32 protein-coding genes are annotated in these 25,852 nt (G+C 67.5%); 21 read left to right on the forward strand and 11 right to left on the reverse strand.

Annotated features, from left to right (window positions below; genetic code table 11):
* The first annotated feature begins 14 nt into the window (after positions 1-14).
* Both AC5P6E_RS19000 and AC5P6E_RS19005 read left to right on the forward strand, forming a co-directional pair.
* On the forward strand, positions 15-839 hold the full coding sequence (locus AC5P6E_RS19000) for a DUF3108 domain-containing protein (protein WP_010483630.1): 825 nt from the start codon (positions 15-17) through the stop codon (positions 837-839).
* Positions 840-841: 2 nt separating this feature from the next.
* Positions 842-1,525 (forward strand): DUF3108 domain-containing protein, encoded by a 684-nt coding sequence (locus AC5P6E_RS19005; protein WP_010483632.1) that lies wholly within the window; start codon positions 842-844, stop codon positions 1,523-1,525.
* Positions 1,526-1,602: 77 nt separating this feature from the next.
* Here the strand turns inward: AC5P6E_RS19005 and AC5P6E_RS19010 are convergent, their stop codons facing one another.
* From AC5P6E_RS19010 to AC5P6E_RS19020, 3 genes are read right to left on the reverse strand one after another with little or no spacing between them, the layout of a single operon-like run.
* On the reverse strand, positions 1,603-1,929 hold the full coding sequence (locus AC5P6E_RS19010) for a hypothetical protein (RefSeq protein ID WP_019336869.1): 327 nt from the start codon (positions 1,927-1,929) through the stop codon (positions 1,603-1,605).
* Positions 1,926-3,197: a UDP-N-acetylglucosamine 1-carboxyvinyltransferase gene (gene murA, locus AC5P6E_RS19015; RefSeq protein ID WP_019336870.1), complete on the reverse strand. Its 1,272-nt coding sequence runs from the start codon at positions 3,195-3,197 to the stop codon at positions 1,926-1,928. The genes AC5P6E_RS19010 and murA overlap by 4 nt, the downstream gene beginning before the upstream one ends.
* Positions 3,198-3,218: 21 nt before the next feature.
* Positions 3,219-3,449: a BolA family protein gene (locus AC5P6E_RS19020; protein ID WP_005408396.1), complete on the reverse strand. Its 231-nt coding sequence runs from the start codon at positions 3,447-3,449 to the stop codon at positions 3,219-3,221.
* 54 nt (positions 3,450-3,503) lie between these two features.
* Between AC5P6E_RS19020 and AC5P6E_RS19025 the strand changes: the two genes are divergently transcribed.
* From AC5P6E_RS19025 to AC5P6E_RS19100, 16 genes are all read left to right on the forward strand, one after another.
* Complete coding sequence (locus tag AC5P6E_RS19025; RefSeq protein WP_019336871.1) at positions 3,504-4,505, forward strand: KpsF/GutQ family sugar-phosphate isomerase; 1,002 nt, start codon at positions 3,504-3,506, stop codon at positions 4,503-4,505.
* Between the two features lie 66 nt (positions 4,506-4,571).
* Entirely contained in the window at positions 4,572-5,120 is a 549-nt protein-coding gene (locus AC5P6E_RS19030; protein ID WP_010483642.1) for a KdsC family phosphatase, read from the forward strand.
* Positions 5,117-5,692 (forward strand): LPS export ABC transporter periplasmic protein LptC, encoded by a 576-nt coding sequence (gene lptC / locus AC5P6E_RS19035; protein ID WP_010483644.1) that lies wholly within the window; start codon positions 5,117-5,119, stop codon positions 5,690-5,692. Before AC5P6E_RS19030 ends, lptC begins: the two co-directional genes overlap by 4 nt.
* A gap of 104 nt (positions 5,693-5,796) precedes the next feature.
* Positions 5,797-6,348, forward strand: a complete 552-nt coding sequence (gene lptA, locus AC5P6E_RS19040) for a lipopolysaccharide transport periplasmic protein LptA (RefSeq protein WP_019336872.1) — start codon at positions 5,797-5,799, stop codon at positions 6,346-6,348.
* Complete coding sequence (gene lptB / locus AC5P6E_RS19045) at positions 6,348-7,067, forward strand: LPS export ABC transporter ATP-binding protein (RefSeq protein WP_010483646.1); 720 nt, start codon at positions 6,348-6,350, stop codon at positions 7,065-7,067. Before lptA ends, lptB begins: the two co-directional genes overlap by 1 nt.
* 40 nt (positions 7,068-7,107) lie before the next feature.
* Positions 7,108-8,532, forward strand: coding sequence for an RNA polymerase factor sigma-54 (locus tag AC5P6E_RS19050; protein WP_019336873.1), 1,425 nt, complete (start codon positions 7,108-7,110; stop codon positions 8,530-8,532).
* 58 nt (positions 8,533-8,590) lie between these two features.
* The gene (hpf, locus tag AC5P6E_RS19055) at positions 8,591-8,908 is read left to right on the forward strand and encodes a ribosome hibernation-promoting factor, HPF/YfiA family (RefSeq protein ID WP_004147311.1); all 318 of its coding nucleotides are present in this window, start codon (positions 8,591-8,593) and stop codon (positions 8,906-8,908) included.
* A gap of 21 nt (positions 8,909-8,929) precedes the next feature.
* A complete protein-coding gene (locus AC5P6E_RS19060; RefSeq protein WP_010483653.1) occupies positions 8,930-9,382 on the forward strand; it encodes a PTS sugar transporter subunit IIA in 453 nt (150 codons plus the stop codon).
* Positions 9,379-10,329 (forward strand): HPr(Ser) kinase/phosphatase, encoded by a 951-nt coding sequence (hprK, locus tag AC5P6E_RS19065; RefSeq protein ID WP_005408388.1) that lies wholly within the window; start codon positions 9,379-9,381, stop codon positions 10,327-10,329. Before AC5P6E_RS19060 ends, hprK begins: the two co-directional genes overlap by 4 nt.
* Before the next feature lie 27 nt (positions 10,330-10,356).
* Complete coding sequence (gene rapZ, locus AC5P6E_RS19070; RefSeq protein WP_329834877.1) at positions 10,357-11,241, forward strand: RNase adapter RapZ; 885 nt, start codon at positions 10,357-10,359, stop codon at positions 11,239-11,241.
* A gap of 414 nt (positions 11,242-11,655) precedes the next feature.
* A complete protein-coding gene (locus tag AC5P6E_RS19075) occupies positions 11,656-12,048 on the forward strand; it encodes a PTS sugar transporter subunit IIA (protein ID WP_010483657.1) in 393 nt (130 codons plus the stop codon).
* Positions 12,041-12,310 carry an HPr family phosphocarrier protein gene (locus AC5P6E_RS19080; RefSeq protein ID WP_005408385.1) on the forward strand — a complete coding sequence of 90 codons (270 nt, stop codon included), beginning with the start codon at positions 12,041-12,043 and terminating at the stop codon, positions 12,308-12,310. The genes AC5P6E_RS19075 and AC5P6E_RS19080 overlap by 8 nt, the downstream gene beginning before the upstream one ends.
* Before the next feature lie 2 nt (positions 12,311-12,312).
* Positions 12,313-14,082, forward strand: a complete 1,770-nt coding sequence (ptsP, locus tag AC5P6E_RS19085; protein WP_010483659.1) for a phosphoenolpyruvate--protein phosphotransferase — start codon at positions 12,313-12,315, stop codon at positions 14,080-14,082.
* 203 nt (positions 14,083-14,285) lie between these two features.
* Complete coding sequence (gene mgtE / locus AC5P6E_RS19090) at positions 14,286-15,647, forward strand: magnesium transporter (protein WP_010483662.1); 1,362 nt, start codon at positions 14,286-14,288, stop codon at positions 15,645-15,647.
* A 59-nt stretch (positions 15,648-15,706) separates the two neighbouring features.
* Positions 15,707-15,973 (forward strand): hypothetical protein, encoded by a 267-nt coding sequence (locus tag AC5P6E_RS19095; protein ID WP_010483664.1) that lies wholly within the window; start codon positions 15,707-15,709, stop codon positions 15,971-15,973.
* 71 nt (positions 15,974-16,044) lie between these two features.
* Positions 16,045-16,842, forward strand: coding sequence for a carboxylesterase family protein (locus AC5P6E_RS19100; RefSeq protein ID WP_019337120.1), 798 nt, complete (start codon positions 16,045-16,047; stop codon positions 16,840-16,842).
* Between the two features lie 135 nt (positions 16,843-16,977).
* On the opposite strand, the gene AC5P6E_RS19105 is transcribed toward AC5P6E_RS19100, so the two are convergent.
* From AC5P6E_RS19105 to AC5P6E_RS19120, 4 genes are all read right to left on the reverse strand, one after another.
* Positions 16,978-17,466 carry an REP-associated tyrosine transposase gene (locus AC5P6E_RS19105; RefSeq protein WP_029550723.1) on the reverse strand — a complete coding sequence of 163 codons (489 nt, stop codon included), beginning with the start codon at positions 17,464-17,466 and terminating at the stop codon, positions 16,978-16,980.
* A 138-nt stretch (positions 17,467-17,604) separates the two neighbouring features.
* Positions 17,605-18,555 carry an aspartate carbamoyltransferase catalytic subunit gene (locus AC5P6E_RS19110; protein ID WP_019337122.1) on the reverse strand — a complete coding sequence of 317 codons (951 nt, stop codon included), beginning with the start codon at positions 18,553-18,555 and terminating at the stop codon, positions 17,605-17,607.
* Positions 18,556-18,570: 15 nt separating this feature from the next.
* Positions 18,571-19,065, reverse strand: a complete 495-nt coding sequence (gene ruvX, locus AC5P6E_RS19115) for a Holliday junction resolvase RuvX (RefSeq protein ID WP_010483674.1) — start codon at positions 19,063-19,065, stop codon at positions 18,571-18,573.
* Positions 19,058-19,624 carry a YqgE/AlgH family protein gene (locus AC5P6E_RS19120; RefSeq protein ID WP_005408377.1) on the reverse strand — a complete coding sequence of 189 codons (567 nt, stop codon included), beginning with the start codon at positions 19,622-19,624 and terminating at the stop codon, positions 19,058-19,060. Before AC5P6E_RS19120 ends, ruvX begins: the two co-directional genes overlap by 8 nt.
* A gap of 91 nt (positions 19,625-19,715) precedes the next feature.
* Between AC5P6E_RS19120 and AC5P6E_RS19125 the strand changes: the two genes are divergently transcribed.
* Positions 19,716-21,503 (forward strand): DUF4153 domain-containing protein, encoded by a 1,788-nt coding sequence (locus AC5P6E_RS19125; protein ID WP_019337123.1) that lies wholly within the window; start codon positions 19,716-19,718, stop codon positions 21,501-21,503.
* Complete coding sequence (locus AC5P6E_RS19130) at positions 21,500-22,045, forward strand: DNA-3-methyladenine glycosylase I (protein WP_019337124.1); 546 nt, start codon at positions 21,500-21,502, stop codon at positions 22,043-22,045. Before AC5P6E_RS19125 ends, AC5P6E_RS19130 begins: the two co-directional genes overlap by 4 nt.
* An 85-nt stretch (positions 22,046-22,130) precedes the next feature.
* On the opposite strand, the gene AC5P6E_RS19135 is transcribed toward AC5P6E_RS19130, so the two are convergent.
* The 3 genes from AC5P6E_RS19135 to AC5P6E_RS19145 form a co-directional block, all read right to left on the reverse strand.
* On the reverse strand, positions 22,131-22,838 hold the full coding sequence (locus AC5P6E_RS19135) for a YitT family protein (RefSeq protein ID WP_029379885.1): 708 nt from the start codon (positions 22,836-22,838) through the stop codon (positions 22,131-22,133).
* 91 nt (positions 22,839-22,929) lie between these two features.
* A complete protein-coding gene (locus AC5P6E_RS19140) occupies positions 22,930-23,379 on the reverse strand; it encodes a GNAT family N-acetyltransferase (protein WP_019338302.1) in 450 nt (149 codons plus the stop codon).
* 95 nt (positions 23,380-23,474) lie between these two features.
* Complete coding sequence (locus AC5P6E_RS19145; protein ID WP_014646220.1) at positions 23,475-23,687, reverse strand: DUF4287 domain-containing protein; 213 nt, start codon at positions 23,685-23,687, stop codon at positions 23,475-23,477.
* A 93-nt stretch (positions 23,688-23,780) separates the two neighbouring features.
* Between AC5P6E_RS19145 and AC5P6E_RS19150 the strand changes: the two genes are divergently transcribed.
* Positions 23,781-24,677 (forward strand): LysR family transcriptional regulator, encoded by an 897-nt coding sequence (locus tag AC5P6E_RS19150; protein ID WP_019338301.1) that lies wholly within the window; start codon positions 23,781-23,783, stop codon positions 24,675-24,677.
* A 62-nt stretch (positions 24,678-24,739) separates the two neighbouring features.
* Here the strand turns inward: AC5P6E_RS19150 and AC5P6E_RS19155 are convergent, their stop codons facing one another.
* On the reverse strand, positions 24,740-25,723 hold the full coding sequence (locus AC5P6E_RS19155; RefSeq protein WP_019338300.1) for an aldo/keto reductase: 984 nt from the start codon (positions 25,721-25,723) through the stop codon (positions 24,740-24,742).
* Positions 25,724-25,852: the final 129 nt, after the last annotated feature.

Here is a 25,852-nt window from a genome sequence, read left to right on the forward strand (position 1 = left end):
GGTCCCTGTCCTCCATGAAGACCACGACCCTGCTGTCCACTTCATTGCTGCTGTCGCTTGCCGTGTTCCCCGGCGTGGGCTGGGGACAGGCACCGGCGCCCGCCACCCCGCCGGCACCGGTGCCCGCAGCGCAGCCGCCTGCCGAGGCGCCGGTCGTACCGATGCCACCGGCACTGGCCTGGGAGCCACCGCCGCTGCAGCCATTCAGCGCCACCTACCAGGCCTTCTACAAGGGCAAGGAAGCGGGCGATGCCAGCATGCAGGTCACCCACACCGGCGGCAGCCAGTGGCGGGTGGACATGCAGGTGGTCGGCCGCCGCGGCTTTGCCAGCGTGCTGGGCCTGAACATCGAACAGAGCACGGTGTTCGAGGAGCGCAGCGGCGTGTATGCGCCGCTCAGCCAGAGCACGGTGCGCAAGGGCCTGTTCCTGGGCAAGAAGGCGGTCGGTACCTACAACTGGCAGGCCGGCACCGCGCAATGGACCGGTGACGTCAAGAAGGAACGCGCGCAGCCGATCCCGCTGCAGGCGGGCGACCAGAGCGCACTGCTGATCAATCTGGCGATCATGCGCGATGCCCGCCCGGGCGCCGCCATGCACTACCGCTACGTGGACATGGGCAAGGTCCGCGAACACGACTACCAGGCCGCGCCGCAGACCGAGAACGTCGAGGTCGGCGACCTGTCCTACAACGCGCTGCGGGTCTACCGGACCAACGGCGGCAGAAACGAAACCATTCTCTGGATCGCCAACGGTGTCCCCACCCCGGTGCGCATCCTGCAACGCGAAGACGGCGAAGATCGCGTCGATCTGCGCCTGATCGAATACCAAGGAGTCTGAGCATGAACACCCTGACCCGCCCCCTCACCTGGATCGCAGCCGCTGCCCTGACCGTGGCCAGCCTGCCGGCCATGGCCCTGGAACCGTTCAAGGCGGATTACCTGGCCAGCTACATGGGCATGCAGGCCAACGGCACCATGACCCTGGCCAGCGAAGGCAGCAACAAGTGGCGCTACAGCCTGCAGGTGAAGAACCAGCTGGCCGACCTCAGCCAGAGCACGGTGTTCGAGGAAGTCCGTGGCCAGCTGCGCCCGCTCAGCAGCCAGGACCGTTCGGCGCTGCTGGTGAAGAAGCGCAACGTGCAGGCCAACTACAACTGGACCAGCAACCAGGCCACCTGGACCGGCGACATCAAGCCGGACCGTGCGGGCCCCATCGCGCTGAAGGCGGGCGACATGGACGCGCTGCTGATCAACCTGGCGATCGCCCGTGACCTGGCCGCCGGCAAGCCGCTGACCTATCGCATGGTCGACGAAGGCCGCATCAAGAACATGACGTACCGCGTGATCGGCAAGGAGTCGATCACCGTGGGCGGCAAGAGCTACGAGGCCACCAAGGTCTCGCGCGCCGACGGCAACAAGGAACTGATCGCCTGGATCGTGCCGGAGTTCCCGGTGCCGGCGCGCATGCTGCAGCGCGAGAGCGGCCGCGATGCGCTGGACCTGACCATCAAGGCGATGAACTGACCGGAGATCCACGTCATCCACGCATGGCGTGGATGGGTGGATCCCAAAAAGAAACTCCCGCTTTCGCGGGCGTTTTCTTATTTCTTCGCTTCGGCCGGTTTCTCTTCGGCCGCCTTGAACTCGGTGCGGCAGTCCACGCGGATCTGCTCGCCGGTGCTGCGCCAGACGAAGGTGCGGCAATGACGGTTGCCGTCCTGGCTGTCGTTCACTGCGACCGCATAGAACGACTCGATGATTTCATCACGCGTGACCGTGCCATCGCCATTCCAGTCCATGTCCTTCTGCTCGATGCCCCGGGTGATGGCGATGTTGGCGTACCAGGCATAGCCCAGCCACGCCAGCACGATCAGCACCAGGGCCAGCAGCGCCTTGCGACGCGGGCTGAACTTGCCGCGCAGGATCATGGCACGCGCCCGATGGTGGCGCCGAGCGAAGACAGCTTCTCTTCGATGTTCTCGTAGCCACGATCAAGGTGGTAGATGCGGTCGATGGTGGTGTCGCCGCTGGCCATCAGGCCGGCCAGGATCAGCGACGCCGACGCACGCAGGTCGGTCGCCATCACCGGTGCACCGCTCAGGTGCTCGCTGCCACGCACGATGGCGGTATGCCCTTCGACCTGGATGTCCGCACCCAGGCGCAGCAGTTCGTTGACGTGCATGAAACGGTTCTCAAAGATCGTTTCGTTGATCACGCCCACGCCGTCGGCCACGCAGTTGAGCGCCATGAACTGCGCCTGCATGTCGGTCGGGAATGCCGGGTACGGCGCGGTGGTCAGGTTGACCGCCTTCGGCCGCTTGCCCTGCATGTCCAGGGTGATGGTGTCGTCGGTGGTCTCGATCTTCGCACCGGCCTCGACCAGCTTGGACAGCACCGCGTCCATGGTGTTCGGGCGCGCACGGTTGACCGTGACCTTGCCACCGGTCATCGCTGCGGCGACCAGGAAGGTGCCGGTCTCGATGCGGTCGGGCAGCACTTCATGGCGGCCACCGGACAGGCGCTCGACGCCTTCGATCACCAGGCGGGCGGTGCCCAGGCCTTCGATCTTCGCGCCCAGCGCGATCAGGCAGTGCGCCAGATCGGTCACTTCCGGTTCCATCGCGCAGTTGTCGAGGATGGTGGTGCCTTCAGCCAGCACCGCACCCATCAGCACGTTCTCGGTGCCGGTGACGCTGACCATGTCGAAGGTGAAATGGCCGCCCTTGAGGCGCTTGGCGGTGGCCTTGATGAAGCCGTTCTCGACCACGATCTCGGCACCCAGCGCCTGCAGGCCCTTGATGTGCTGGTCGACCGGACGCGAACCGATCGCGCAGCCGCCGGGCAGCGACACTTCGGCCGCGCCGAAGCGGGCCAGCAGCGGGCCCAGCACCAGGATCGAAGCGCGCATGGTCTTGACCAGCTCGTAGGGTGCCACGTGCTGGTTGACCGAGCGCGGGTCGACCACGATCGCGCTGCCGCGCGACAGCGTGCCCTGGTCGATGGTGACCTTGGCGCCCAGCTCGCCCAGCAGCTTCACCGTGGTGACCACGTCGTGCAGGTGCGGCACGTTGGTGATCTCCACCGGCGCATCGGCCAGCAGGGTCGCGCAGAGAATGGGGAGGACGGCGTTCTTGGCGCCGGAGATGCTCACTTCACCGTGCAGCGCAGCGCCGCCGGTCACAACGATCTTGGCCATGTATTCGGGATCTTCTGCGGTTCAGCCGGCTTCGGCCGGGGTCACGGTTTTCAGCGCCAGCGCGTGGATCGCGCCGCCCATCAGGTCGCCAAGCGTGGCATACACCATGCGGTGGCGGGCCAGCGGCATCTTGCCGGCGAAGGCCTCGCAGACCACGGTCGCTTCGAAATGCACGCCATCGTCGCCCTGCACGTCGGCGCGGGCGCCAGGCAGGCCGGTTTCGATCAGATTGCGGATGGTGTCGGCGTCCAACGGGCTTTCCTAATAAAATGTGCGTCCATTCTACTTCCGCTGCGTGGCGTCCGCATGGCCAAATCCCTGTTGCCCCCCCGTTCCGTCGACCCTGCCGGCCTGGTCGCCAGCGGCCGCCGCGTCTTCGAGATCGAGCGGCAGGCGCTGGATGCCGTGGCCGACCGCCTTGGCGAGGCCTTCCAGCAGGCCTGCCAGGCGATCCTGGCCAGCCGCGGGCGGGTGGTCGCCACCGGCATGGGCAAATCCGGGCATATCGCCCGCAAGATCGCCGCCACCCTGGCCTCCACGGGTACGCCCGCGTTCTACGTGCACCCGGGCGAAGCCGGCCACGGCGACCTGGGCATGATCACCGAAGACGACGTGGTGCTGGCCCTGTCCTATTCGGGCGAGTCCGACGAGGTGCTGATGCTGCTGCCGGTACTCAAGCGCCAGGGCAACGTGCTGATTTCCATGACCGGCCGCCCGCAGTCCAGCCTCGCCACCGCCGCCGACATCCATCTGGATGTGAGTGTGCCGGCCGAGGCCTGCCCGCTGGCGCTGGCGCCGACCTCCAGTACCACCGCCTCGCTGGCGATGGGCGATGCGCTGGCTGTGGCCCTGCTCGACGCACGCGGCTTCACCGCCGATGACTTCGCCCGCTCGCACCCGGCCGGCAGCCTCGGCCGCCGCCTGTTGCTGCACATCACCGACGTGATGCACACCGGCGAGGACCTGCCCAGCGTGGGCGCCGACGCCAGCCTCAGCGAAGCGCTGATGGAAATGAGCCGCAAACGGTTGGGCATGACCGCCGTGGTCGATGCCGACGGCGTACTGATCGGCCTGTTCACCGACGGTGACCTGCGCCGTGCGCTGGACAGCGCGCTGGACGTGCGCGCCGCAAAGATCGCCGATGTGATGACCCGTAACCCGCGCACCATCGGTGCTGACCAGCTCGCGGTCGAGGCGGCCCGGCAGATGGAAACCCAGAAAATCAATGGCCTGATCGTGGTCGATGGCCAGGGCCGCGCGGTCGGCGCCCTGAACATTCATGACCTGTTGCGGGCCCGGGTGGTTTAACCGACAGTCCATCAACCCCATTCAGTCTGTAACGCCGCACCTGCCCCCAACGAGCCTGCCGCCCTGATGCCCTGGTCCCCCCTGCCCGCCTTCCCCGCCCACCTGCATGCCGCCGCGGCCCGTATCCGCCTGGCCTGCTTCGACGTGGACGGCACCCTCACCGACGGTCGGCTGTACTACGACAAGGACGGCAACGAGAGCAAGGCGTACTTCGTGCAGGATGGCCTGGGCCTGAAACTGCTGCAGCAGCACGGTATCCACCCCGTGCTGATCACCGCGCGCAACAGCCAGTCCGCGCTCAAGCGCGGCGCCGACCTCGGCATCGACACCCAGATCGCCGTGGGCGACAAGCTGGCCAGCGTGCAGGCGCTGTGCGCGCAGCACGGCATCGGCCTGGAACAGGTGGCGTTCATGGGCGATGACCTGCCCGACCTGGCGCCACTGGGTGCTGTCGGCCTGGCGGTGGCCCCGGCCAACGCCCATCCGTGGATCGCCGAGCGCGTGCACTGGCAGACCCGTGCCGAGGGCGGGCTGGGCGCCGCACGTGAGCTGTGCGACATCCTGCTGGCCGCCCAGGGCCATGTGGACGCCGTGCTGGCGAGGTTCGGCGCATGAACCTGCCCACCCTGAACTGGCGCACCGTGCTCGGCATCGGCCTGCTGCTGGCCGCCCTGCTGAGCAGTTGGGCGGCGCTGCGCAACCGTGACAAGGGCCCGGCCAGTGGCGGCCAGGAAGTCGGCGTGGATTACATCCTGCATGACTTCCAGATCGTCGCCCTGGATGAGCACGGCAAGGAATCGACTACCCTGCGTGCGCCGCTGCTGGAGCGCCAGCGCGGTGACCAGACCATCAACATCGCCACGCCGCTGTTCGAGATGCCGGACAAGGATGGCAAGCACTGGACCCTGCGTGCCGAGACCGGCTGGCTCAGTGCCAAGGGCGACGAGATGAAGCTGCGCGGCAATGTTGCCGGCGACAGCCCGGCCGGCCCGGGCACGGTGCCGACCACCTTCCGCACCGATCATCTGGACGTGTTCCCGAAGGAAAACCGCGCCCGCACCGACGCCCTGGTGACCATGACCCGCCCGGGCATGGAACAGTCCGGCGTCGGCTTCGAAGTGGATTCGAAGAACAACACGTATCATTTCCTCAGCCAGTCCAAGGGCCGCTACACGCCCAAGCACTGATTCCGCCGCCAGCCTGCGACGTCTCCGGACAGGCGCAGGGCCGGCAGCCCCATCCGCCCGCCCCCGGCCCGCCCGGGCGGCCTCCACCGGTAGAACGGACCCCGATGAAGATTCCCTTTGCCGCCGTACTCGCGCTCGGTCTTCTTGTCCCCAGCGCCGCCTTCGCCAAGTCCACCGACCGCAACGAAGACATGCACATCGATTCCGGCGCCCAGTCGGGCATGCTCACCGGCGACGGCAAGACCGTGCTGTCGCAGGGCGTGATCATCACCCAGGGCACGCTGGACCTGCGCTCGTCCGAGGCCGAGATCTACCTCAAGGACGGCGAGGCCGTGCGCGTGGTGTTCACCGGCAAGCAGGCCAAGATGAAGCAGCAGCTCGATGACGGCACCTGGATGGACGCGCTGGCTGATCGCATCGATTACGACATCAAGACCGAGATCATCACCCTGACCGGCAACTACAAGGTCACCAGCGCCCGCGGCACCAATGCCGGCCAGCGCATGGTCTACAACACCCGCACCGGCGAGATGAACTCCGGTGGTGACGGCAGCCGCGTGCGCACCGTCATCCCGCCGAAGAACAAGACCCCGGCCGCGCCTGCGGCACAGCCCAAGGCCACCACGCCGGCGCAGCCGGCCGGGGGCAGGAAGTAATGCTCGTCGCCAAGGGCCTGCGCAAGAAGTACAAGCAGCGCGAAGTCGTCAAGGACTTCGGGTTGACCCTCGACGCCGGTGAAGTGGTCGGCCTGCTCGGCCCCAACGGCGCCGGCAAGACCACCTGCTTCTACATGATCGTCGGCCTGGTTGCGGCTGACGCTGGCAGCATCGTGCTCGATGGCAAAGACATCACCGGCGATCCGATGTATACCCGCGCCAAGCAGGGCGTGGGCTACCTGCCGCAGGAACCCTCGGTGTTCCGCAAGCTGACCGTGGCCGACAACATCCGCCTGGTGCTGGAACTGCGCGAGGACCTCGATTCGAAGGGCCGCGAGCGCGAATTGAACAGCCTGCTCGACGAACTGCAGCTGGGCCATGTCGCCGACCAGCTCGGCGCCAGCCTGTCCGGTGGCGAACGCCGCCGCTGCGAGATCGCCCGCGCCCTGGCCGCGCAGCCGCGCCTGATCCTGCTCGACGAACCGTTCGCCGGTGTCGACCCGATTTCGGTCGGCGAGATCCAGCGCATCGTCACCCATCTCAAGCAGCGTGGCATCGGCGTGTTGATCACCGACCACAATGTGCGCGAGACCTTGGGTATCTGCGACCGCGCGTATATCCTCGCCGAGGGCAGCGTGCTGGCCCAGGGTTCGCCGGAGGCGATCCTGGACAATGCCGACGTGCGTCGGGTCTACCTTGGGGATTCCTTCAAGCTGTGACTGCGGTCGCCGGGTCCCTTTCCTTCCTTTCGGCACAGGCATGAAGACTCGGCTGCAGACATCGTTGGGACAGCACCTGGTGCTCACGCCCCAGTTGCAGCAGGCGATCAAGCTGCTGCAGATGTCCACCACCGAGCTGGAGCTGGAAATCGCGCAGGCGGTGGAAAGCAATCCACTGCTGGACTGGGCCAACAGCAGTGACAGCAGCAGTACCGCCAACGAAGCCGGCGATGGCAACGACAGTGATGCCCCCGCAGAACGCACCGATGCCGGTGACGATTGGGCGCCGGCCGAACTGGACTGGAGCGCGGCCGGCAGCGGTGGCAGCTTCGACGATGACGACGACAACGGCAGCGCTGCCGAGCGCGTAGCCGAAACCGAAACACTGGCCGACCATCTGCTGTGGCAGCTGCATCTGTCGCATCTGTCCTCGCGTGATCGCAGCATCGGCGCGGCACTGATCGATGCATTGGACGACGACGGGTACCTGCGCGAGCCGCTGGCCACCATCGCTGAAACCCTGTTGCCGGCGATCCACGCCGACGAGGACGAGATCCTCGCCGTGCTGCATCGCATCCAGCGCTTCGATCCGGTGGGTGTGGCTGCACGCACGCTGGGCGAATGCCTGCTGCTGCAGCTGGATGTGCTGGCCGGCGACACGCCCGGCCTGATCCTGGCGCGGCAGATTGCCGCAGGCCCCTTGGAACGGTTGCCGCGCAGCGGCGTCGCCGGGCTTGCCCATGAGTTGAAGCAGCCGCTGGACGAGGTCGAGACTGCCGTGGCGCTGCTGCGCTCGCTGGACCCGCGCCCGGGCACGCAGATCGCACCGCTGTCGCAGGACACCTATGTGGTGCCGGACGTGGTGGTGTGGCGGCAGAACGGTGTGTGGCGCGCGGCGCTGGCCGCGCATGCCGGACCGAAGGTGGTGATCCACCGCGGCTACGAACAGCTGATCCGACGCTGTGGCGACGCCGATGCCGGCTACCTGCGTGCCCAGCTGCAGGAAGCGCGCTGGCTGCTGAAAGGGCTGCAGCAGCGTGGCGAAACCCTGCTGCGCGTCGTGCGCAGCCTGATCCTGCAGCAGGCCGGCTTCCTTGAATTCGGTGAGCAGGCGCTGCGTCCACTGACCCTGCGCGAGATCGCCGCCGAGCTCGGCCTGCACGAATCCACGGTCTCGCGCGCGATCGCCCGCAAGCACGTGCGTACCCCGCGAGGCACCCTGCCGCTGCGCGCCTTCTTTGCCTCCGGCATCGATACCGAGGGCGGCGGCGAGGCGTCCAGCACCGCCATCCAGGCGATGATCCGGCGCCTGATCGACGACGAGAACCCGCGCAAGCCGCTTTCTGACGCCAAGCTGGCTGACCTGCTCAAATCATCGGGAATTCCAGTAGCGCGGCGCACCGTGGCGAAGTATCGTGAAGCCATGAACATTTCCGCCTCGCACGAAAGGGTCAGAATCGCTTGACGCGCCGCCGCGCCCGGCGGAGAGGTTCATTGGCACATCCGAACACAGGAGAAACCCGATGCGCATCGAAACGTTTGGCAAAGATGTCGAAGTCACCCCGGCCCTGCAGTCCTATGTAGAGGAGAAGCTGGCCCGGATCGGCAAACACTTCGACCAGCACTGCGAAGCGCGGGTGACCCTCAAGCTGCAGAAGACCGAACACCACGTCGACGCCAGCCTCAACATTCCCGGCCAGACCCTGCACGCCGAGGCCAATGCCCAGACCATGTATGCCGCGATCGACCTGCTTGCGGACAAGCTTGACCGCCTGGTGATCAAGCACAAGGAGAAAAAACAGCAGCACGCGCCGCTGCCGGTGGGCGACAATGGTGGCTGATCGCCACCGTTCCCCGCAGACATGCCCCTGACTGACCTCCTGGCGGCCGTGCAGACCCAGCTCTGCACGGCCACCGACCGCGACAGCGTCCTGCAGGCCGCCGCCGGGTTGCTGGCCTGCCGCCAGGCCAACGCCGAACAGATCTATCTGAACCTGTGCCAGCGCGAAGCGCTGGGCAGCACCGTGATCGGTCACGGCATCGCCATTCCCCACGGCCGCGCGCCAACCCTGGACCGCCCCCGCGGCGCCCTGCTGCGGTTGGCCACCCCGGTCGACTTCGGCGGCGACGAGCCGGTGGACCTGGTGTTCGCCATGGCCGTCCCCGCCCACTACACCCACCAGCACCTGATGCTGCTGTCCGAGCTGGCCGAGCTGTTCTCCGCGCCGGACATCCGCCAGGCCCTGCGCGAAGCGGGCGATGCCCGGGCCCTGCGCGAGGCGCTGGACATGACCCCACCTGCGAGCGCCGCATGAATACCAGCATCACCGCCCGTGAACTGTTCGAACAGCAGCGCGAGCGGCTGGGGCTGCGCTGGGCTGCCGGCAAGTCCGGCGAGAAGCGCGAGCTGGAGGCCGGCAACACGGTCTCGCGGCGCCCCTCGCTGGCCGGCTACCTCAACGCCATCTATCCCAACAAGGTGCAGATCCTGGGCACCGAGGAACTGTCCTGGCTGGATGCGCTGGAACCGCGCCAGCGTTGGGAGACCATCGAAAAGATCATGCAGTCGCACCCGCTGGCGCTGGTGCTGACCCGCAACCAGGCGTGCCCGGAAGACCTGCGTGCCGCCGCGGATGAATCCGGCACGCCGCTGTGGCTGTCGCCCAAGCGCGGCCACGAACTGCTCAACCACCTGTCCTACCACCTGGCGCGTACGCTGGCGCCGCGGGTGATCCTGCATGGCGTGTTCATGGAGATCTACTCGATCGGCGTGCTGATCACCGGCGAGGCCGGATCGGGCAAGAGCGAGCTGGCGCTGGAACTGCTCAGCCGTGGCCATCGCCTGGTCGCCGACGATGCCCCCGAATTCACCCAGATCGCGCCCGACGTACTCGACGGCACCTGCCCCGAGCTGCTGCAGGACCTGCTGGAAGTGCGCGGCCTGGGCGTACTGAACGTGCGCGAGATGTTCGGCGACACAGCTGTAAAGAAGAACAAGTACCTTCGGCTGATCGTCCACCTGACCAAGCCGATGACCGAACCCACCCCGCATGGCTACGAGCGCCTGACCGGCGACTCGGGCACCCGCCATGTGCTGGACCTGGATGTTCCGCTGATCACCCTGCCGGTGATGCCTGGCCGTAACCTGGCCGTGCTGACCGAAGCCGCCACCCGCCTGCATATCCTGCGTACCAAGGGCATCGACCCGGCGGCGATGTTCATCGCCCGCCACAGCAACCTGCTGGAACGGCGAACGCCCTGATTCCCCTGCCCTTCGAAGAGCCTGTCCATGAGCACCGCAACCCCCTCCGCCCCGACCCTGATCATCGTCAGCGGCCTGTCCGGCTCGGGTAAATCCGTCGCCCTGAAGACCTTCGAGGACCAGGACTACTACTGCTCGGACAACCTGCCGATCCACCTGCTGCCTGACTTCGTGCGCAGCCTGCTGGCCAACCACGACGGCAGCGCGCCGCGCCGGCTGGCGGTGGGCATCGACGTGCGCGGCCAGGCCGACCTGAGCCAGCTGGGCGACTGGCGGCAGCTGGCCACCGACGCCGGCGTGGAAGTGAAGGTGCTGTTCTTCGAGGCCAGCGATGAAACGGTGCTCAAGCGCTATGCCGACACCCGCCGTCGCCATCCGCTGAGCCAGCTGGGCCTGTCGCTGCCCGAAGCGATCGCCCGCGAGCGCGAGCTGACCGCACCGCTGCGCCGCGAGGCCGATGCGGTGATCGATACCAGCAACCTCAACGTGCATCAGCTGCGGCGGCGGATCATCACCGAGTTCACGATGGACCATGCCACCGGCCTGTCGCTGCTGTTCGAATCGTTTGCCTACAAGCGCGGCGTGCCGGCCGAAGCGGACTTCGTGTTCGACGCGCGGGTGCTGCCCAATCCACACTGGGACCCGGACCTGCGCGCGCTCAGCGGCCGTGAGCCTGGCGTGCGTGACTACCTGGAAGCGCAGCCGGACGTGCAGCGCTACCTGGCCCAACTGATGGATTTCCTCGATATCTGGCTGCCGAAGCTGGGGGATGGCACCCGCAGCTACGTGACCGTGGCGTTCGGCTGCACCGGTGGCAAGCACCGTTCGGTGTTCCTCGCCGAGCGCCTGGCCCGGCATGCCCGCGAGATGGGCTGGGAAGACGTGGCCACGTACCACCGCGAACAGGATTGAGGGTGGTCGGCCGGGCTGCGCCCGGCACCCGCTGGTAGTGCCGGCCGCTGGCCGGCAACAGCAACAGCAAAAGCAAAAGCGGCATTCCGTGGGATGGCGGGGCGATGTGGGCAGGCAGGACACGCCGTGAACCCCTCCCTGGGGGCTCGATGGCGCCATCCATGGCGCCAACGGTCCTGCCTACCCACACCGCCCCGCCTCTGACAGATTCCGTGTGCTGTTGGTGGGTGTCGACCTTGGTCGACACGATCCACGCCATGCGTGGATGAATCTCGGTCAGGCATAGAAAAACGGATGGGGTCGGATCCCTTTTCCAGGGGAAAAGGGCTTTGACCCTGGCAACACTGAATACGGGACACAGTGCCCCTCTCCTGCTGCTATCGCCAATTCACCTTGACCTGTTAACGTGCAGTAATGACCTGTGGCATTCTCCTCGTAACACATCCCGGGGTCGGCACCGCCCTGCTTGACGTGGCGACCCGGCTCCTGCGGCAGTTGCCGCTGAAAACCGAAGCTTTCGAAGTACCGTTCGACGCAGACCTGGATGCTCTTCTCCCGCTTGCCTCGGCCGCTCTGCGGCGGGTCGATGGCGGTGAAGGTGTGCTGATCCTGACCGACCTGTACGGCGCCAGCCCCGCCAACCTTGCCGGGCAGCTGGCCCGTCTGGGGACCCCGGTTCGCCGGGTGTCGGCGCTGAGCCTGCCGATGTTGCTGCGGGTGATGAATTATCCGGAACAGGGACTGGATCAACTGCCCGCCACAGCCGCGGCGGGTACCCGTAATGGAGCGATAGTCGACGATGCTTGAACGAGAACTCACCGTGAGCAACCGCCTGGGCCTGCATGCCCGGGCCACCGCCAAGCTGGTGCAGACCCTGGCGCCGTTCCGCTGCAACGTGACCATGGCCGCCAAGGGCCGTGAGATCAACGCCAAGAGCATCATGGGCGTGATGCTGCTGGCCGCCGGCCAGGGCACCCCGGTCACGGTGCGCATCAACGGCGAGGACGAAGCCGCCGCGATGGAAGCGGTGGTCGGCCTGTTCGAACGCCGCTTCGACGAGGACAGCTGAGCGTGCCACGCGCGCGTGCCGCCCAGGTCCCTTCCAGCCAGCGGCCGGTACAGCTGCTGGCCGGGCACGGTGCTGCCCGTGGCGCGGCGATGGGCCGGGCACGGGTGCGCCTGCCGCATGCGCTGGAAGTGGCCGAGCAGCGCATCGCCGCCCATCAGATCGAGGCCGAACTGGCCCGCCTGCACCGGGCGGTGGATGCCGCGCGCACGGAAATGCACGAGCTGCGCCAGCGCCTGCATGGCGCCTTGAACCAGGAAGTGGGCGAGTTTCTCGACCTGCATGCCCTGCTGCTGGACGATCCCGAGCTGTTGTTCGGGCTGGACGAACTGATCCGCAGCGGCCCCTACAGCGCCGGCTATGCACTGCGCCTGCAGCGTGACCGCCTGGCCAAGGTCTTCGATGGCATGGACGATGCCTATCTGAAGAGCCGCATGGACGACCTGGACCATGTGATCGGCCGCATCCACGCCTTCCTGCAGCCCGAACGGCCGCCGGTGATGAAGGGCCTGGCCGGGGAGATCCTGGTCTGCGACAACATCGCCCCGTCCGAGCTGGCGCAACTGCAGGCGCAGGGCGTGGTCGGCATCGTCACCGCCGCCGGCAGCGCGCTGTCGCACAGCGCCATCCTGGCGCGCAGCCTGCACCTGCCCCTGATCGTCAACGTGCCGCAGCTGCTCAGCCGCATCGCCGATGGCGACGTGCTGATCATCGATGGCGCCGACGGCAGCATCACCGCCAACCCGCAGGCCGACAACCTGCGCGACTACCGCGCGCGCCTGAAAGAGCATGCGCGCGAGCAGCGCGAGCTCGGCCGCCTGCGCAGCAAGCCCAGCCGTACCCGCGACCAGGTCGACATCGCGCTGCTGGCCAATGCCGAATCGCTGGAGGACGTCACCCAGGCACATGCGCTGGGCGCGCAGGGACTGGGCCTGTACCGCACCGAATTCCTGTTCCTGCAGCGCAACGAGCTGCCGGACGAAGAAGAACAGTTCCAGACCTACCGCGATGCCGCATTGGGCATGAGCGGGCGACCGGTCACCATCCGCACGCTCGATCTGGGCGCGGACAAGGCCGACCGTACCGGCCTGACCCTGAGCAATGAAGAGAACCCGGCCTTGGGACTGCGCGGCGTGCGCCTGTCGCTGGCACGGCCGAAGGTGGCCGACACCCAGCTGCGCGCGATCCTGCGGGCCTCGGCCTACGGCAAGCTGCGCGTGCTGGTGCCGATGGTCAGCACCCGCGAGGAACTGCTGGCGGTGCGCCGGCGCATGCTCAAGCTGACCGAACAGCTGCGTGGCGAAGGTCACATGGTGTCCGACCATGTGCCACTGGGGGCGATGATCGAGGTGCCCGCTGCGGCGTTGGCACTGGAGAGCTTCATCGACCTGGTCGACTTCCTGTCGATCGGCACCAACGACCTGGTGCAGTACCTGCTGGCCGCCGACCGCAACAACGAGGCACTGGGCGAGCTGTATTCGCCACTGCATCCGGCCGTGCTGCGGCTGCTGCAGATGGTGATCGAGACCGGTGCGCGGCATCGCATCCCGGTGGCGGTCTGCGGTGAGATGGCCGGTGATGCGCGGATGACGCCGCTGCTGCTGGCGCTGGGCCTGAGCGAGTTCAGCCTGCACCCCGGCACACTGCTGGAGGTGCGCCGCGCGATCCGCGAGGCCGACCTGGCCACGCTGCGTGCGCGCGCACCGAAGCTGCTGGCCGCACGCGACCGCCGCGCCATCGAGCGCTGGCTGGCGCTGGTGGCCGAAACGGCCTGAGCGCCAAGGGCAGTGCCGGCCGCTGGCCGGCAATCGCCGCCATCGAGGTCCGTGAGGTTGCCGGCCAGCGGCCGGCACTACCATCGGCCGCCATGCGTGGCGGCTATGCGTTGAAACATCCCCTTGCGATAATGACGCGCTGAACACCCCTGTTGCCGCATCCTTGCCGGGATCGCGGCTTTTCTTATCCCGCGGGAGCTGCGATGGCTGAAGCTGTACGCCACGACAAGACTGCACGCCAACTGCGGATGCTGTCCGACGCACTGGACAGCGGTCGGCTGGGCCCGGTGCGCCGCCTGGTCAACACCCTGGCCCCGGCCGAGATCGGCAACCTGCTCGAATCGTTGCCGCCGGGCAAGCGCGAGGTGGTGTGGGGCCTGGTCGATCCGGAAGATGACGGCGAGGTGCTGGTCCACGTCGGCGACGACGTGCGCGAGAGCCTGCTCGCGGACATGGACCCGGACGAAATCATCGCCGCGGTCGAAGACCTGGACATCGACGACCTGGCCGACCTGGTCGAAGACCTGCCGGACACGGTCATCGACGAAGTCCTCAAGTCGATGGACCGCGAGAACCGCGAGCGCCTGGAGCAGGTGCTGTCCTACCCCGAGGACAGTGCCGGGCGCCTGATGAACCCGGACGTGGTGACCGTGCGCGCCGACGTCAACGTCGACGTGGTGCTGCGCTACCTGCGCCTGCGAGGCGAACTGCCCGACCACACCGACCACCTGTTCGTGGTCAGCCGGCGCCATCAATACCTCGGCCGGGTGTCGCTGGCGGCACTGGTGACCCACGAGGACACCACCCCGATCAACCGCCTGATCGACGACGAGCAGCCGGCGATCGATGTCGGCGAAAGCGACCAGGAGGTCGCCCGCCAGTTCTCCGACCATGACTGGATCTCGGCGCCGGTGGTGGACGACAACAACATCCTGGTCGGCCGCATCACCATCGATGACGTGGTCGACATCATCCGTGGACAGGCCGAGCACCAGGCGCTGGGCGCCGCCGGCCTGGACGAGGACGAAGATCTGTTCAGCCCGGTCTGGCGCGCCATGCGCCGCCGCTTGATGTGGCTGTCGGTCAACCTGTGCACGGCGTTCCTGGCCTCCAGCGTGGTCGGCCACTTCGAGGGCACCATCGACAAGCTGGTGGCGCTGGCGGTGCTGATGCCGATCGTTGCCGGCCTCGGTGGCAACGCCGGTACCCAGGTGCTGGCGCTGATGGTGCGCGGCCTGGCGCTGGGCCAGGTGGGCGCCTCCAACGCGCGCACCCTGTTGTGGAAGGAGGTACGGGTTGCGCTGTTGAACGGCGTGATGCTCGGCTCGGTGCTGGGCCTGATCGTATTGGCCTGGTTCCATTCACCCGGTCTGTCTGCGGTGATCGCCATCGCGCTGACCTGCAACCTGCTGTTCGCAGCGCTGGCCGGCGTGCTGGTGCCGCTCACACTGAAGCGCTTCGGCTTCGATCCGGCGCTGGCCAGTGGCATCTTCCTGACCGCCGTGACCGACTCGATGGGCTTCTTCACTTTCCTCGGCCTGGCCACCCTGGTGCTGCTGCACTGACCGCATCAAGGATCGGGCCCCGCCACGCGGGGCGCTGACCCCACCCAACGGGAACACCCATGGCAACAACGATCGAAAACTATTTCCAGCCCGGCTGGCGCGACCAGCAGCACACCTGCCCGGCCTGCGAATGGAAGGGCAGCTCGCGTGCCATGGAGATGGAGCTGGACGAGGACGCCACCGAGTACGACTGCCCGGTCTGCGAGAACCCGCTGCTGGTGGTGCTGCATCCGGACATGGCACAGGTGCAGGCAGCTGCCGCCGAAGGCAACGCCGAGGCACAGGAGCAGTTGGACATCATCGCCAGTTTTCCGCGTCCGCAGTGACGCGGCGCACGATGCCTCATTGACGTGCGGCGGACTACGATGCGGCCATACCTGCCGCTTCGGGAATTCCCATGGTCCGTTCGATGTCGCGCTGGCTGCCACTGCTGGCCCTTCTGGTGATGAGCGGTTGCACTTCGCTGCCGGACAGCGCGCGTGGTCGCTTCGAGGCACGTGCGGTGAAGGTGGAGGGGGAGACCGCCTACTATCAGGTGTTCATTCCGGCCGGCGTGCAGGCCGCCGCTCCCACCCACCTCCCGGTCATCCTGTTCCTGCACGGCTCCGGCGAGCGCGGTGCCGATGGCGTCAAGCAGACCTACGCCGGGCTGGGGCCTTACCTGCGCGAGCATCCCGACTTCCCCGCCCTGGTGGTGTTCCCACAGGTACCGGGCCATGAGGAATGGAGCGGCCGCAACAACCGTGCGGCAGTGGCCGCACTGGACGCCACGATCGCCGAATTCGGCGCCGACCCGGCACGGCAGTACCTGACTGGCATGTCGATGGGCGGCTACGGCAGCTGGAACATCGCGCTGGACGACCCGCGCCGCTTTGCCGCGATCGTCCCCGTGTGCGGCGCGGTACTTGCACCACGCGCGAAGCGCCCAACCCTGTTCGTCGAGCAGGTCGCCCAGGAAACCGATCCGTATGCCGTGATCGCGCAGCGCCTGCGGCACACGCCGATCTGGATCTTCCACGGCGCGCTGGACGACGTGGTGCCGCCGGACGACGACCGCAGGCTGCACGCCGCCTTCCAGGGCGCCAGCGCACGCGACGTGCGCTATACCGAGTACCCCGACGGCAACCACAACGCCTGGGATGCCACCTATGCGGACCCGGCAATGTGGGCGTGGCTGTTCGCGCAGAAGCGGTGAGTCGCGGCTTCCGGTAGCTGCCCACCAGGGTTGGATCCTGGCTCCAGTGGCTGTCAATCCTGGTTGGATCCTGGCTCCAGTGGCTGTCAACCCTGGTTGGATCCTGGTTTCGGTGGGTGCCAACCTTGGTTGGCACTATCTGTCCGCCCCCATGAGCTCCGCCTTGGCAGAACCTTCGAGTTCCCACTGACACCACGCATGCGGGTACTGGCCAAGCTGCGTTGCCAGCCCCACCCTGATCGGATTCGCCATCACATACATCGCGTGCCGGAACAGCGATTCATCAGAGCGGATTGCATGATCGTGATAGCAGGACTGCCAGAAGCGCCCCACCCTGCCCAGTACCCTGTTTGCGTGCACGGCCGTACGCGACTTGAAGCGCTTCATGACAACGTCGAGCGATGCCGCGCGCAGCTGCATCAACCAGTGGATGTGATCCGGCATGACCACGTAGGCAATCGAATGGGTCAGACCTTCCAGATCCAGACGCCGGAACTCCTGCATGGCGGTATCCGCAACGGCGTCGTTGGCGAACAGTGCCGCCCGGCCATGCACGTTCGTTGTGAGGATGTAGCTCTGGCCAATAGTGGAGTGACGGCCTAGCAGGAGGCGGGCGCTGTTCATGCAGAAGAGCATGGGCGGGCGCATGTTCCCTGAACAACGGGAAATCACCTTCGCAAGGGTAGGCCAGTGCCAACCAAGGTTGGCACCCACCACAGCAGCAGTACCAACCAAGGTTGGCACCCATGGTGATGCGGCAGATCAGCCCAGCAGGGTTTCCAGCACAGCCATGCGCACGGCGACGCCGTTGGCGACCTGGCGCAGTACCCACGACTGCGGGCCGTCGGCCACCTCGTCGGTCACTTCCACGCCGCGGTTGATCGGGCCCGGGTGCAGCACCGCCGCATCCTTGCCGGCGCGGGCCAGGCGCTCGGTGGTCAGGCCGTACTGCGTGTGATACTGCTCCAGCGACGGCACCAGGCCTTCTTCCATGCGCTCGCGCTGCAGGCGCAGCATCATCAGCGCGTCGACGCCTTCCAGCATCGCGTCGAAATCATCGCCGACCACGCAGCCCTTCAGGGTCTCGTCGTCCGGCAGCAGCGACTGCGGGCCGCAGACGCGGATCTCGCCTACGCCCAGCGTGCGCAGCGCATGCAGGTCGGTGCGGGCCACACGCGAGTGCTTCACGTCGCCGACGATCACCACCTTCAACTTCGAGAAATCCGGGCCCTTGGCCTGGCGCAGGGTCAGCATGTCCAGCAGGCCCTGGGTCGGGTGCGAACTGCGGCCGTCACCGGCGTTGATCAGCGCAGTGCCCTCGCCCGCCGCTTCGGCCAGTGCGGCCACGGCGCCATCATCCGGGTGCCGCACCACGAAGCCGCGCACGCCCATCGCTTCCAGGTTGCGCAGCGTGTCGCAGGCGGTTTCGCCCTTGCGCGTGGACGAGGTCGAGGCATCAAAGTTCAGTACATCGGCGCCCAGCCGCTGCGCGGCCAGCTGGAACGAGCTGCGGGTGCGCGTGGACGGTTCGAAGAACAGCGTGCACACCGCCGAACCGGCCAATACGTGGCGCTTGTTGCCGACGCGGCCGACTGCGGCATCGCGGATCTGCCCTGCCCGATCGAGCAGCTGCAGCAGGGTCTCGCGCGGCAGGCCCTCCAGGGTCAGCAGGTGGCGCAGGCGTCCGGAGGCATCGATTTGCTGGGCGGTCATGGCGGTGTCGGGCAGTCAGGGAATGGGGGTGGCGTCGTCCGGCGACGACAGCCAGCGGTCGATGATCACCGCCGCGGCCACGGCATCGAGGGCGGCCGCATCACGGCGGCGCTTGCGCCCTTCGGCGCGCTCGACGGCGAAGCGGCGGGCGGCCTCGACCGAGCTGGAGCGCTCGTCGATCATCACCACCGGCAGCTTGAAACGTTCCCGCAGCTGGCGGGCGAAGCCCTGCGCACGCTTGCGGTTGGGCTGGTCCTGGCCGTCCAGGGTCAGCGGGTCGCCAACCACCAGGCCATCGGGCTTCCATTCCTTGAGCAGGCGCTCGATCGCGGTCCAGTCCGGGCCGTTGCCGTGCACATCGACCACGGCCACCGCGCGCGCATGCGCGGCGAAGGCACTGCCGATAGCCACGCCGATCCGTCGCGAGCCGACATCGAAACCCAGAACGGTGCCATCACGGCGGATCGCCGGGGCAGCAGGAACCGGTGCGGGCGCGACCGGCTCAGACATGGCCGCTGTAATCCGTCAGCCGGAACAGGTCCACGCCGATACGCGAGGCCGCCCCCTGCCAGCGCTGCTCCAGCGGCAGCTGGAACACCAGTTCGGCATCGGCCGGCACCGTCAGCCAGCTGTTCTCGGACAGCTCGCTTTCCAGCTGCCCTGCGCCCCAACCGGCACAGCCAAGGGTGACCACGGCATTGGCCGGGCCTTCGCCGCGCGCCATCGCTTCGAGGATGTCGCGCGAGGTGGTCAGGTACAGGCCGTCGCCCACGGTCAGGCTGGAGTCCCACGCCCGCGCGTCGTCATGGATGACGAAGCCGCGCTCCGGATGCACCGGGCCGCCGTTGAGCACCATGCGCGCCTGCAGGTCGCCATCACCGGTGGTGATGTCCATCTGTGCAAGCACTTCACCCAGCGTGTACTCGGAAGGCTGGTTGACCAGCACGCCCATCGCCCCGTTCTCGTCGTGCTGGCAGATCAGCGCGACGCTGCGGGCAAAGGTCGCGTCGAGCAGCGACGGCAGCGCGACGAGCAGGTGATCGGCAAGGGAGGTCGGCGTTACAGGCATGGCCCCATTCTACCTGCTGGGGCCGATATGGTCGCGCGATGGGCGCGTGCAGCGATGGGCTAGGATGGTGCTTTGCCATGGAAGGTCATCGATGCAGCCCTCTTCGCCCCTGAGTCTGCCGGCACGCAGCGCCATCGTCCTGATCGCCCTGCTGCAGGGCCTGATGCTGTACGCCGCGCAGGAGCTGTCCGATGCTTGGCCCTTCCGCGATATCGGCTGGCGCTACTGCTGGTACGCCTGGGTGCTGGCCATCCCCAGCGCGGTGGCGCTGAGCCTGGTCGAGCTGGGCCAGCGCCGCCTGTGGCTGCAGGCCGCGCTCGGCTCGGCGGTGGTGCTGGCGCTGGCCGCCTGGATCGGCTGGAACCTCAATGGCGAGACCGCACTGGAATCGGGCGCGCTGCAGTTCCCGCTGACCCTGGGCATGGCCGTGGCGGTGTTCGTGGCCCTGCCCTGGTGGCAGTTCCAGCTGCAGCACGGGCATTGGCGTGCCAGCTACCCGGCGTTGTTCGAGCGCGCCTGGCAGAACGGTCTGACCCTGGCCCTCGCCGCACTGTTCACCGGGCTGACCTGGCTGCTGCTGTGGTTGTGGGCGGCGCTGTTCCAACTGCTGGAGGTGACGTTCTTCCGCGACCTGTTCCGGCAGGACGCGTTCATTGCGCTGGCCACCGGCAGCCTGGCCGGGTTCGGCGTGCTGATCGGGCGCACCCAGCACCGCGCGATCCAGATCACCCGCCAGGTGCTGTTCGCGATCTGCCGCGGGCTGCTGCCGCTGCTATCGTTCATCGCCGTGCTGTTCGTGCTGAGCCTGCCGCTTACCGGGCTGGAGCCGTTGTGGAAGACCCGCTCGGCGGCCAGCCTGCTGCTGGTGCTGTCGCTGTTGCTGGTGACGTTCACCAATGCGGTCTACCAGCAGGGGGAAGACAGCGCCCCCTACCCCCTGCTGCTGCGCCGCCTTGTTGAAGCCAGCCTGCTGGCGCTGCCGGTCTACGCGGCGCTGGCGCTGTATGCACTGGGCCTGCGCGTGGTGCAGTACGGCTGGACCGTGGACCGGTTCTGGGCGGTGCTGATCGCGTTGGCCGTGGCCGGTTATGCCGTGGGCTACGCGCTGGCGGTGCTGCGCCGGCAGGGGGGCTGGTTGCAGATGCTGGAGCCGGTCAACCGCTGGATGTGCTGGGCGGTGCTGGCACTGGCATTGCTGGGCAACTCGCCGCTGCTGGATCCGGTGCGGCTGACCCTGTCCAGCCAGCTGGCGCGGCTGCGCGCGGACCCGCCGGCGATCACCAGCAGCGACGTCAACGTGCTGCGCTTCGATCTGGGGCGCCGTGGCGTGCAGGCGCTGCGCGAGCTGCAGCGTGATCCGGCCATCACCGCCGATGCCAACGCGCCACAGGTGATCGCGGCAGCGCTGGCACGCACGTCACGCTGGGACGACGGACAGCGCCTCGACAAGGGGCCGCAGGACGTCGTCGCCCTGCAGCGCACGCTGAAGCTGGCCAAGGGGTCCAGCTCGCCACCGGACGATTGGTGGCAGGCACTGGCCACGCGCGCGATCAATGGTGAATCCTGCGCCCAGAGCGAGCGCGACTGCCTGATCGTGCATCGCGACCTGGACGGCGATGGCACCGGCGAAGTGCTGCTGTGCGAGCTGTACACCCACCGTGGACCGGACTGCGTGCTGTACGCACGTGGCAGGGATGCCCGGTGGCGCCGGGCCGGCTCGCTGTTCGGCACCGTCAGCGGCCAGGCCGAGGCGATCAACCAGGCCCTGCGTGATGGCGAACTCACTCTTGTGCCACCGCGTTGGCCGATGCTGTCCATCGGCGGACGCCCTGCGCTGGCCATCGATCCCGAACCCGAATCCAACGAGTCTTCCCCATGAGCGGCTACTGCCTCATCGCCCCGGGCCATCCGGTGCACGACTACTACCACGCCAACGAGTACGGCTTCCCGCAGCGTGACGAGCGCGAACTGTTCGAGCGGCTGGTACTGGAGATCAACCAGGCCGGGCTGAGCTGGGAAACGATCCTGAAGAAGCGCGAGGGTTTCCGCGCGGCCTATGACGGCTTCGATGTGGACCGCGTGGCAGCGTATGCCGAGCAGGACATCGAACGCCTGCTGTCGGACGCGGGCATCATCCGCAACCGGCTGAAGGTACTGGCGGCGATCCACAACGCGCAGGTGATCCAGCAGCTGCGGGCCAGCCATGGCAGCTTCGCGGCGTGGCTGGATGCGCATCACCCGCTCAGCAAGGCCGACTGGGTGAAGCTGTTCAAGAAGACGTTCCGCTTCACCGGCGGCGAGATCACCGGCGAATTCCTGATGAGCCTGGGCTACCTGCCCGGCGCGCACGCCGAGGATTGCCCGGTGCATGCGCGGCTGCTGACGCTGTCGCCGCCGTGGCTGCAGGCCGCCGTACGTTGAAGGACGGCCGCCGGGCATGGCCCGGCGCTACCGGAACCGCCACGTAGTAGCGCCGGGCCATGCCCGGCGAACGCGGAGAGCGCGATCACACGCCCATGTAGCGGCCGGGGCGGTGGTTGAACATCAGCACCAAGCTGAGCACCACCGCGCCGATGGCCGAATACAGCACCTTGGAAGGCGACAGCACGAAGAACGCGGCCACCATCAGGCAGGCGTCGTAGGACATCTGCACCTTGCCCGCGCTCCAGCCACGGGTGCGCTGCAGGTACACCGCCAGGATGCCGATACCGCCGAGGCTGGCACGGTGGCGGATGAAGAACAGGATGCCCAGGCCGGACAATGCGCCACCGACGATCGCCGAATACAGCGGGTGGATGTGCGAGAAGTCGATCCAGCGCGGCAGCAGGTCGGTCAGCACGCCGCAGGCGGTGACCGCGGCGAAGGTCTTCAGGGTGAATTCCCAGCCCATGCGCCGCACCGCCACCCAGTAGAACGGCAGATTGACCAGCACGAACACCACGCCGAAGTTCCAGTCCAGCGCGTAATGCAGCAGGAACGCCATGCCGGCCATGCCGCCGATCATCAGCCCACTCTTGGCGAAGATGGCCAGGCCCAGCGAGGCCACCATCGTGGCCAGCACCATGCCCTGCACATCCTCGGCGATCGAGTGGCGCAGCGCTTTTTCGTCGGCGGTGGTACCGGCGCTGTCGGGCGGCGGGGTCAGCGGACCGGCGGTGACCAGGTGGCCGTCAGCGTCGTCGCACGGCGCGGGGCCATGGGAGGGAAGGGACATACGGGTGGGGAACAGCAGGTGGGGAGCGGTATTAGACACGATCTGCATGACAGTTGCAGATGAAATCGTTCAGCCACCCTTGCCCATTCAGTTATTTCGGGACCGCTGCAGTCAGCACGGCCAGCATGTCTTCTCCGGCCTCGTCCATTCCGGTCTCGACGAAACCGAAGCTGCCGTAGAAGGCGCCGGCCACCGGATTGCGCGGGTTGTAGCAGATCTCGATCTCGGCCAGCCCGGGCGTGGCCCGGATCTGCGCCAGCGCCAGTTCCAGCGCACGTCGACCGATGCCGCGGCCCTGCCAGCGTTGATCGACCATGAAGCGCCAGATCGACATCCGCTGCGGCGTCTCCGGCACCCACATGAAGAACCCGACCCACTCGCCATCGGCACGGATGGCGCGGGTCTGGTAACCGGGATTGAAGGCTGCCTGCACCAGCGACCAGGTATTGCCGGCCACGAAGTCCTGCTGCGCCTCGCTGACGTCAAGGTCGCACACCGCCTCGTAGTTGTCGGAGGTGATCGTTTCCAGCGTGACCTGCATGCGGGCGTCCTGCCTGAGGATGGACGCCCAGTCTGCCCGTCCCTGCATCCCGTGGGGCGAGGCCGCCGACAACCGTTCAGCGCGGGGTTGCCTGCTCAGCCCTTGCCGGCCAGATGGTGCGCCACCAGCGCGTTGGCATGGCCATGGCCCAGCCCATGTTCACTCTTCAGGAAGCTGACCAGTTCCATGTGTTTCAGGCCCTTCTTCCCGGCCAGCAACCCGAACCAGTGCGCCACCGGCTGCCCGTAGGTCTTCTCGATGGAGGGGAAGTACGAGGCCGGGCCCTTGGGCTTGGTGTCAGTGCTCATGCGGAAGCTCCTTGCGTTGGATGTACCGGTACGACGAACCGGGGAGCCGGAAATCGACAGATCCGTTCAATCCGGGAGCCGTATCATCCTGTCATGCCCCGCGAAAATCTCAACGACCTGCAGGCCTTCGTCCACGTTGCCCGCGAGGGCAGCTTCACCAAGGCCGCCGCCCAGCTGGGCGTATCCCAGTCCGCGCTCAGCCATGCCATGCGCGGTCTGGAAGAACGTCTCGGCGTGCGCCTGCTGACCCGCACCACCCGCAGCGTCTCCACCACCGAAGCCGGGGCCCGCCTGCTCGATACCCTGGGTCCGCGCCTGGCCGAGATCGAGGACGGGCTGGCCGCGCTGGCCGAGTACCGTGAACGCCCGGCCGGCACCATCCGCATCAATGCCACCGGCCACGCCGCCGAGTACATCGCCTGGCCGCGGCTGGCGCCGCTGCTGCAGCAGTATCCGGATTTGAAGGTGGAACTGGCCGCCGACTACGGGCTGGCCGACATCGTGGCCGAGCGCTATGACATCGGCATCCGCCTCGGCGAGCGGCTGGCGCGCGACATGGTCGCTGTGCCGATCAGCCCGCCGCTGCGCATGCGCGTGGTCGGCGCGCCCAGCTACTTCCGCCAGCATGTGGTGCCACGGCATCCGGACGAGCTGGCAGACCACAACTGCGTGACCCTGCGCCTGCCCACGCATGGCGGGCTGATGCCGTGGGATTTCGGCCATGATGGCAACGAACTGAGCGTGCGCGTCACCGGCCAGTGGACCTTCAACACCATGGGCATGACCCGCGCCGCTGCGCTGGCCGGCAGTGGATTGGCCTGGCTGCCGGAAGACCAGGTGCAGCCGATGCTGGACGATGGGCGGCTGCGGTCGGTGCTGGACGACTGGTGTCCCCACTTCGATGGCTACTACGCGTACTACCCGTCGCGCCGCCACGTCACCGTGGCGATGCGCACGGTGCTTGATGCGCTGCGTGGGCCGATGGGGTGAGGGTCAAGGAGTGCGGACCAACGGTCCGCACCCACCACCAACGGTCCGCACCCGCCGGGTGGTCAGCCCTTGGCCTGCGCCGCACGCTGCGCGTTGTAGCGCTCACCGACGATCGACACTTCATCCAGCGCCTGTGCGATGCGCTGCAATTCCTCCGGCGCCAGCTGCAGGTTGGCCGCGCCCAGGTTTTCTTCCAGGCGGTAAACCTTGGTAGTGCCCGGGATCGGCACGATCCACGGTGCCTGCGCCAGCAGCCAGGCCAGCGCCACCTGCGCCGGGGTCGCTCCCCGCGCCGCCGCGATCGTGCTGATGCGGTCCACCAGCGCCTGGTTGGCGCGGCGTGCTTCCACTTCGAAACGCGGCACGGTGTTGCGGAAATCGTTGGCGTCGAAGGTGGTATCGGCGTTGATCGCACCGGTCAGGAAGCCGCGGCCCAGCGGACTGAACGGCACGAAGCCGATGCCCAGTTCCTGCAGGGTCGGCAGCAGCTCGCGCTCCGGTTCCCGCCACCACAGCGAGTACTCGCTCTGCACGGCGGTGACCGGCTGCACCGCATGCGCGCGACGCACGGTGGCGGCACTGGCCTCGGACAGCCCGAAGTGGCCGACCTTGCCCTCGGCGATCAGGTCGCGCACGGTACCGGCCACGTCCTCGATCGGCACGTTCGGGTCGACGCGGTGCTGGTAGAACAGGTCGATATGGTCGGTACGCAGGCGCTTGAGGCTGGCTTCGGCCACGGCACGGATGTTCTCCGGGCGGCTGTCCAGGCCAGCATCGGTGCGCGCATCCTTGAAGCCGAACTTGGTGGCGATCACCAGCCTGTCGCGGTAGGGTGCCAGGGCCTGGCCGAGCAGGTCTTCGTTGGTGTACGGGCCGTACACCTCGGCGGTGTCGAAGAAGGTCACGCCGCGCTCGACGGCGGCGTGCAGCAGGGCAATGCCCTGGCCCGTTTCGACCGGTTGGCCGTAGGCATGGGTCAGGCCCATGCAGCCCAGGCCCAGGGCGGAAACCTTCAGGCCGCTGCGGCCGAGTTCACGTGTCTGCATCGTCATGCTCCAGAGGGGGAGCGCTGACGATACGCCTGCAGGGGCGCTGGATTGAACCGGCTGGACGGCAGTCGGTCATGACCGGAATTCATCAATCGCCCGCGCGCCCGGTAGAGTCGACTGTCAGTC

Source organism: Stenotrophomonas sp. YJH_SMC_16 (genome assembly GCF_059367875.1).

Excerpts from the sequence above, each read along its gene's own strand:
- AC5P6E_RS19000 (WP_010483630.1), top strand. The coding sequence starts at position 15 with ATGAAGACCACGACCCTGCTGTCCACTTCATTGCTGCTGTCGCTTGCC.
- AC5P6E_RS19005 (WP_010483632.1), top strand. The coding sequence starts at position 842 with ATGAACACCCTGACCCGCCCCCTCACCTGGATCGCAGCCGCTGCCCTG.
- AC5P6E_RS19010 (WP_019336869.1), bottom strand. The coding sequence starts at position 1,929 with ATGATCCTGCGCGGCAAGTTCAGCCCGCGTCGCAAGGCGCTGCTGGCC.
- murA (WP_019336870.1), bottom strand. The coding sequence starts at position 3,197 with ATGGCCAAGATCGTTGTGACCGGCGGCGCTGCGCTGCACGGTGAAGTG.
- AC5P6E_RS19025 (WP_019336871.1), top strand. The coding sequence starts at position 3,504 with ATGGCCAAATCCCTGTTGCCCCCCCGTTCCGTCGACCCTGCCGGCCTG.
- AC5P6E_RS19030 (WP_010483642.1), top strand. The coding sequence starts at position 4,572 with ATGCCCTGGTCCCCCCTGCCCGCCTTCCCCGCCCACCTGCATGCCGCC.
- lptC (WP_010483644.1), top strand. The coding sequence starts at position 5,117 with ATGAACCTGCCCACCCTGAACTGGCGCACCGTGCTCGGCATCGGCCTG.
- lptA (WP_019336872.1), top strand. The coding sequence starts at position 5,797 with ATGAAGATTCCCTTTGCCGCCGTACTCGCGCTCGGTCTTCTTGTCCCC.
- lptB (WP_010483646.1), top strand. The coding sequence starts at position 6,348 with ATGCTCGTCGCCAAGGGCCTGCGCAAGAAGTACAAGCAGCGCGAAGTC.
- AC5P6E_RS19050 (WP_019336873.1), top strand. The coding sequence starts at position 7,108 with ATGAAGACTCGGCTGCAGACATCGTTGGGACAGCACCTGGTGCTCACG.
- hpf (WP_004147311.1), top strand. The coding sequence starts at position 8,591 with ATGCGCATCGAAACGTTTGGCAAAGATGTCGAAGTCACCCCGGCCCTG.
- AC5P6E_RS19060 (WP_010483653.1), top strand. The coding sequence starts at position 8,930 with ATGCCCCTGACTGACCTCCTGGCGGCCGTGCAGACCCAGCTCTGCACG.
- hprK (WP_005408388.1), top strand. The coding sequence starts at position 9,379 with ATGAATACCAGCATCACCGCCCGTGAACTGTTCGAACAGCAGCGCGAG.
- rapZ (WP_329834877.1), top strand. The coding sequence starts at position 10,357 with ATGAGCACCGCAACCCCCTCCGCCCCGACCCTGATCATCGTCAGCGGC.
- AC5P6E_RS19075 (WP_010483657.1), top strand. The coding sequence starts at position 11,656 with ATGACCTGTGGCATTCTCCTCGTAACACATCCCGGGGTCGGCACCGCC.
- AC5P6E_RS19080 (WP_005408385.1), top strand. The coding sequence starts at position 12,041 with ATGCTTGAACGAGAACTCACCGTGAGCAACCGCCTGGGCCTGCATGCC.
- mgtE (WP_010483662.1), top strand. The coding sequence starts at position 14,286 with ATGGCTGAAGCTGTACGCCACGACAAGACTGCACGCCAACTGCGGATG.
- AC5P6E_RS19095 (WP_010483664.1), top strand. The coding sequence starts at position 15,707 with ATGGCAACAACGATCGAAAACTATTTCCAGCCCGGCTGGCGCGACCAG.
- AC5P6E_RS19100 (WP_019337120.1), top strand. The coding sequence starts at position 16,045 with ATGGTCCGTTCGATGTCGCGCTGGCTGCCACTGCTGGCCCTTCTGGTG.
- AC5P6E_RS19105 (WP_029550723.1), bottom strand. The coding sequence starts at position 17,466 with ATGAACAGCGCCCGCCTCCTGCTAGGCCGTCACTCCACTATTGGCCAG.
- AC5P6E_RS19110 (WP_019337122.1), bottom strand. The coding sequence starts at position 18,555 with ATGACCGCCCAGCAAATCGATGCCTCCGGACGCCTGCGCCACCTGCTG.
- ruvX (WP_010483674.1), bottom strand. The coding sequence starts at position 19,065 with ATGTCTGAGCCGGTCGCGCCCGCACCGGTTCCTGCTGCCCCGGCGATC.
- AC5P6E_RS19120 (WP_005408377.1), bottom strand. The coding sequence starts at position 19,624 with ATGCCTGTAACGCCGACCTCCCTTGCCGATCACCTGCTCGTCGCGCTG.
- AC5P6E_RS19125 (WP_019337123.1), top strand. The coding sequence starts at position 19,716 with ATGCAGCCCTCTTCGCCCCTGAGTCTGCCGGCACGCAGCGCCATCGTC.
- AC5P6E_RS19130 (WP_019337124.1), top strand. The coding sequence starts at position 21,500 with ATGAGCGGCTACTGCCTCATCGCCCCGGGCCATCCGGTGCACGACTAC.
- AC5P6E_RS19135 (WP_029379885.1), bottom strand. The coding sequence starts at position 22,838 with ATGTCCCTTCCCTCCCATGGCCCCGCGCCGTGCGACGACGCTGACGGC.
- AC5P6E_RS19140 (WP_019338302.1), bottom strand. The coding sequence starts at position 23,379 with ATGCAGGTCACGCTGGAAACGATCACCTCCGACAACTACGAGGCGGTG.
- AC5P6E_RS19145 (WP_014646220.1), bottom strand. The coding sequence starts at position 23,687 with ATGAGCACTGACACCAAGCCCAAGGGCCCGGCCTCGTACTTCCCCTCC.
- AC5P6E_RS19150 (WP_019338301.1), top strand. The coding sequence starts at position 23,781 with ATGCCCCGCGAAAATCTCAACGACCTGCAGGCCTTCGTCCACGTTGCC.
- AC5P6E_RS19155 (WP_019338300.1), bottom strand. The coding sequence starts at position 25,723 with ATGCAGACACGTGAACTCGGCCGCAGCGGCCTGAAGGTTTCCGCCCTG.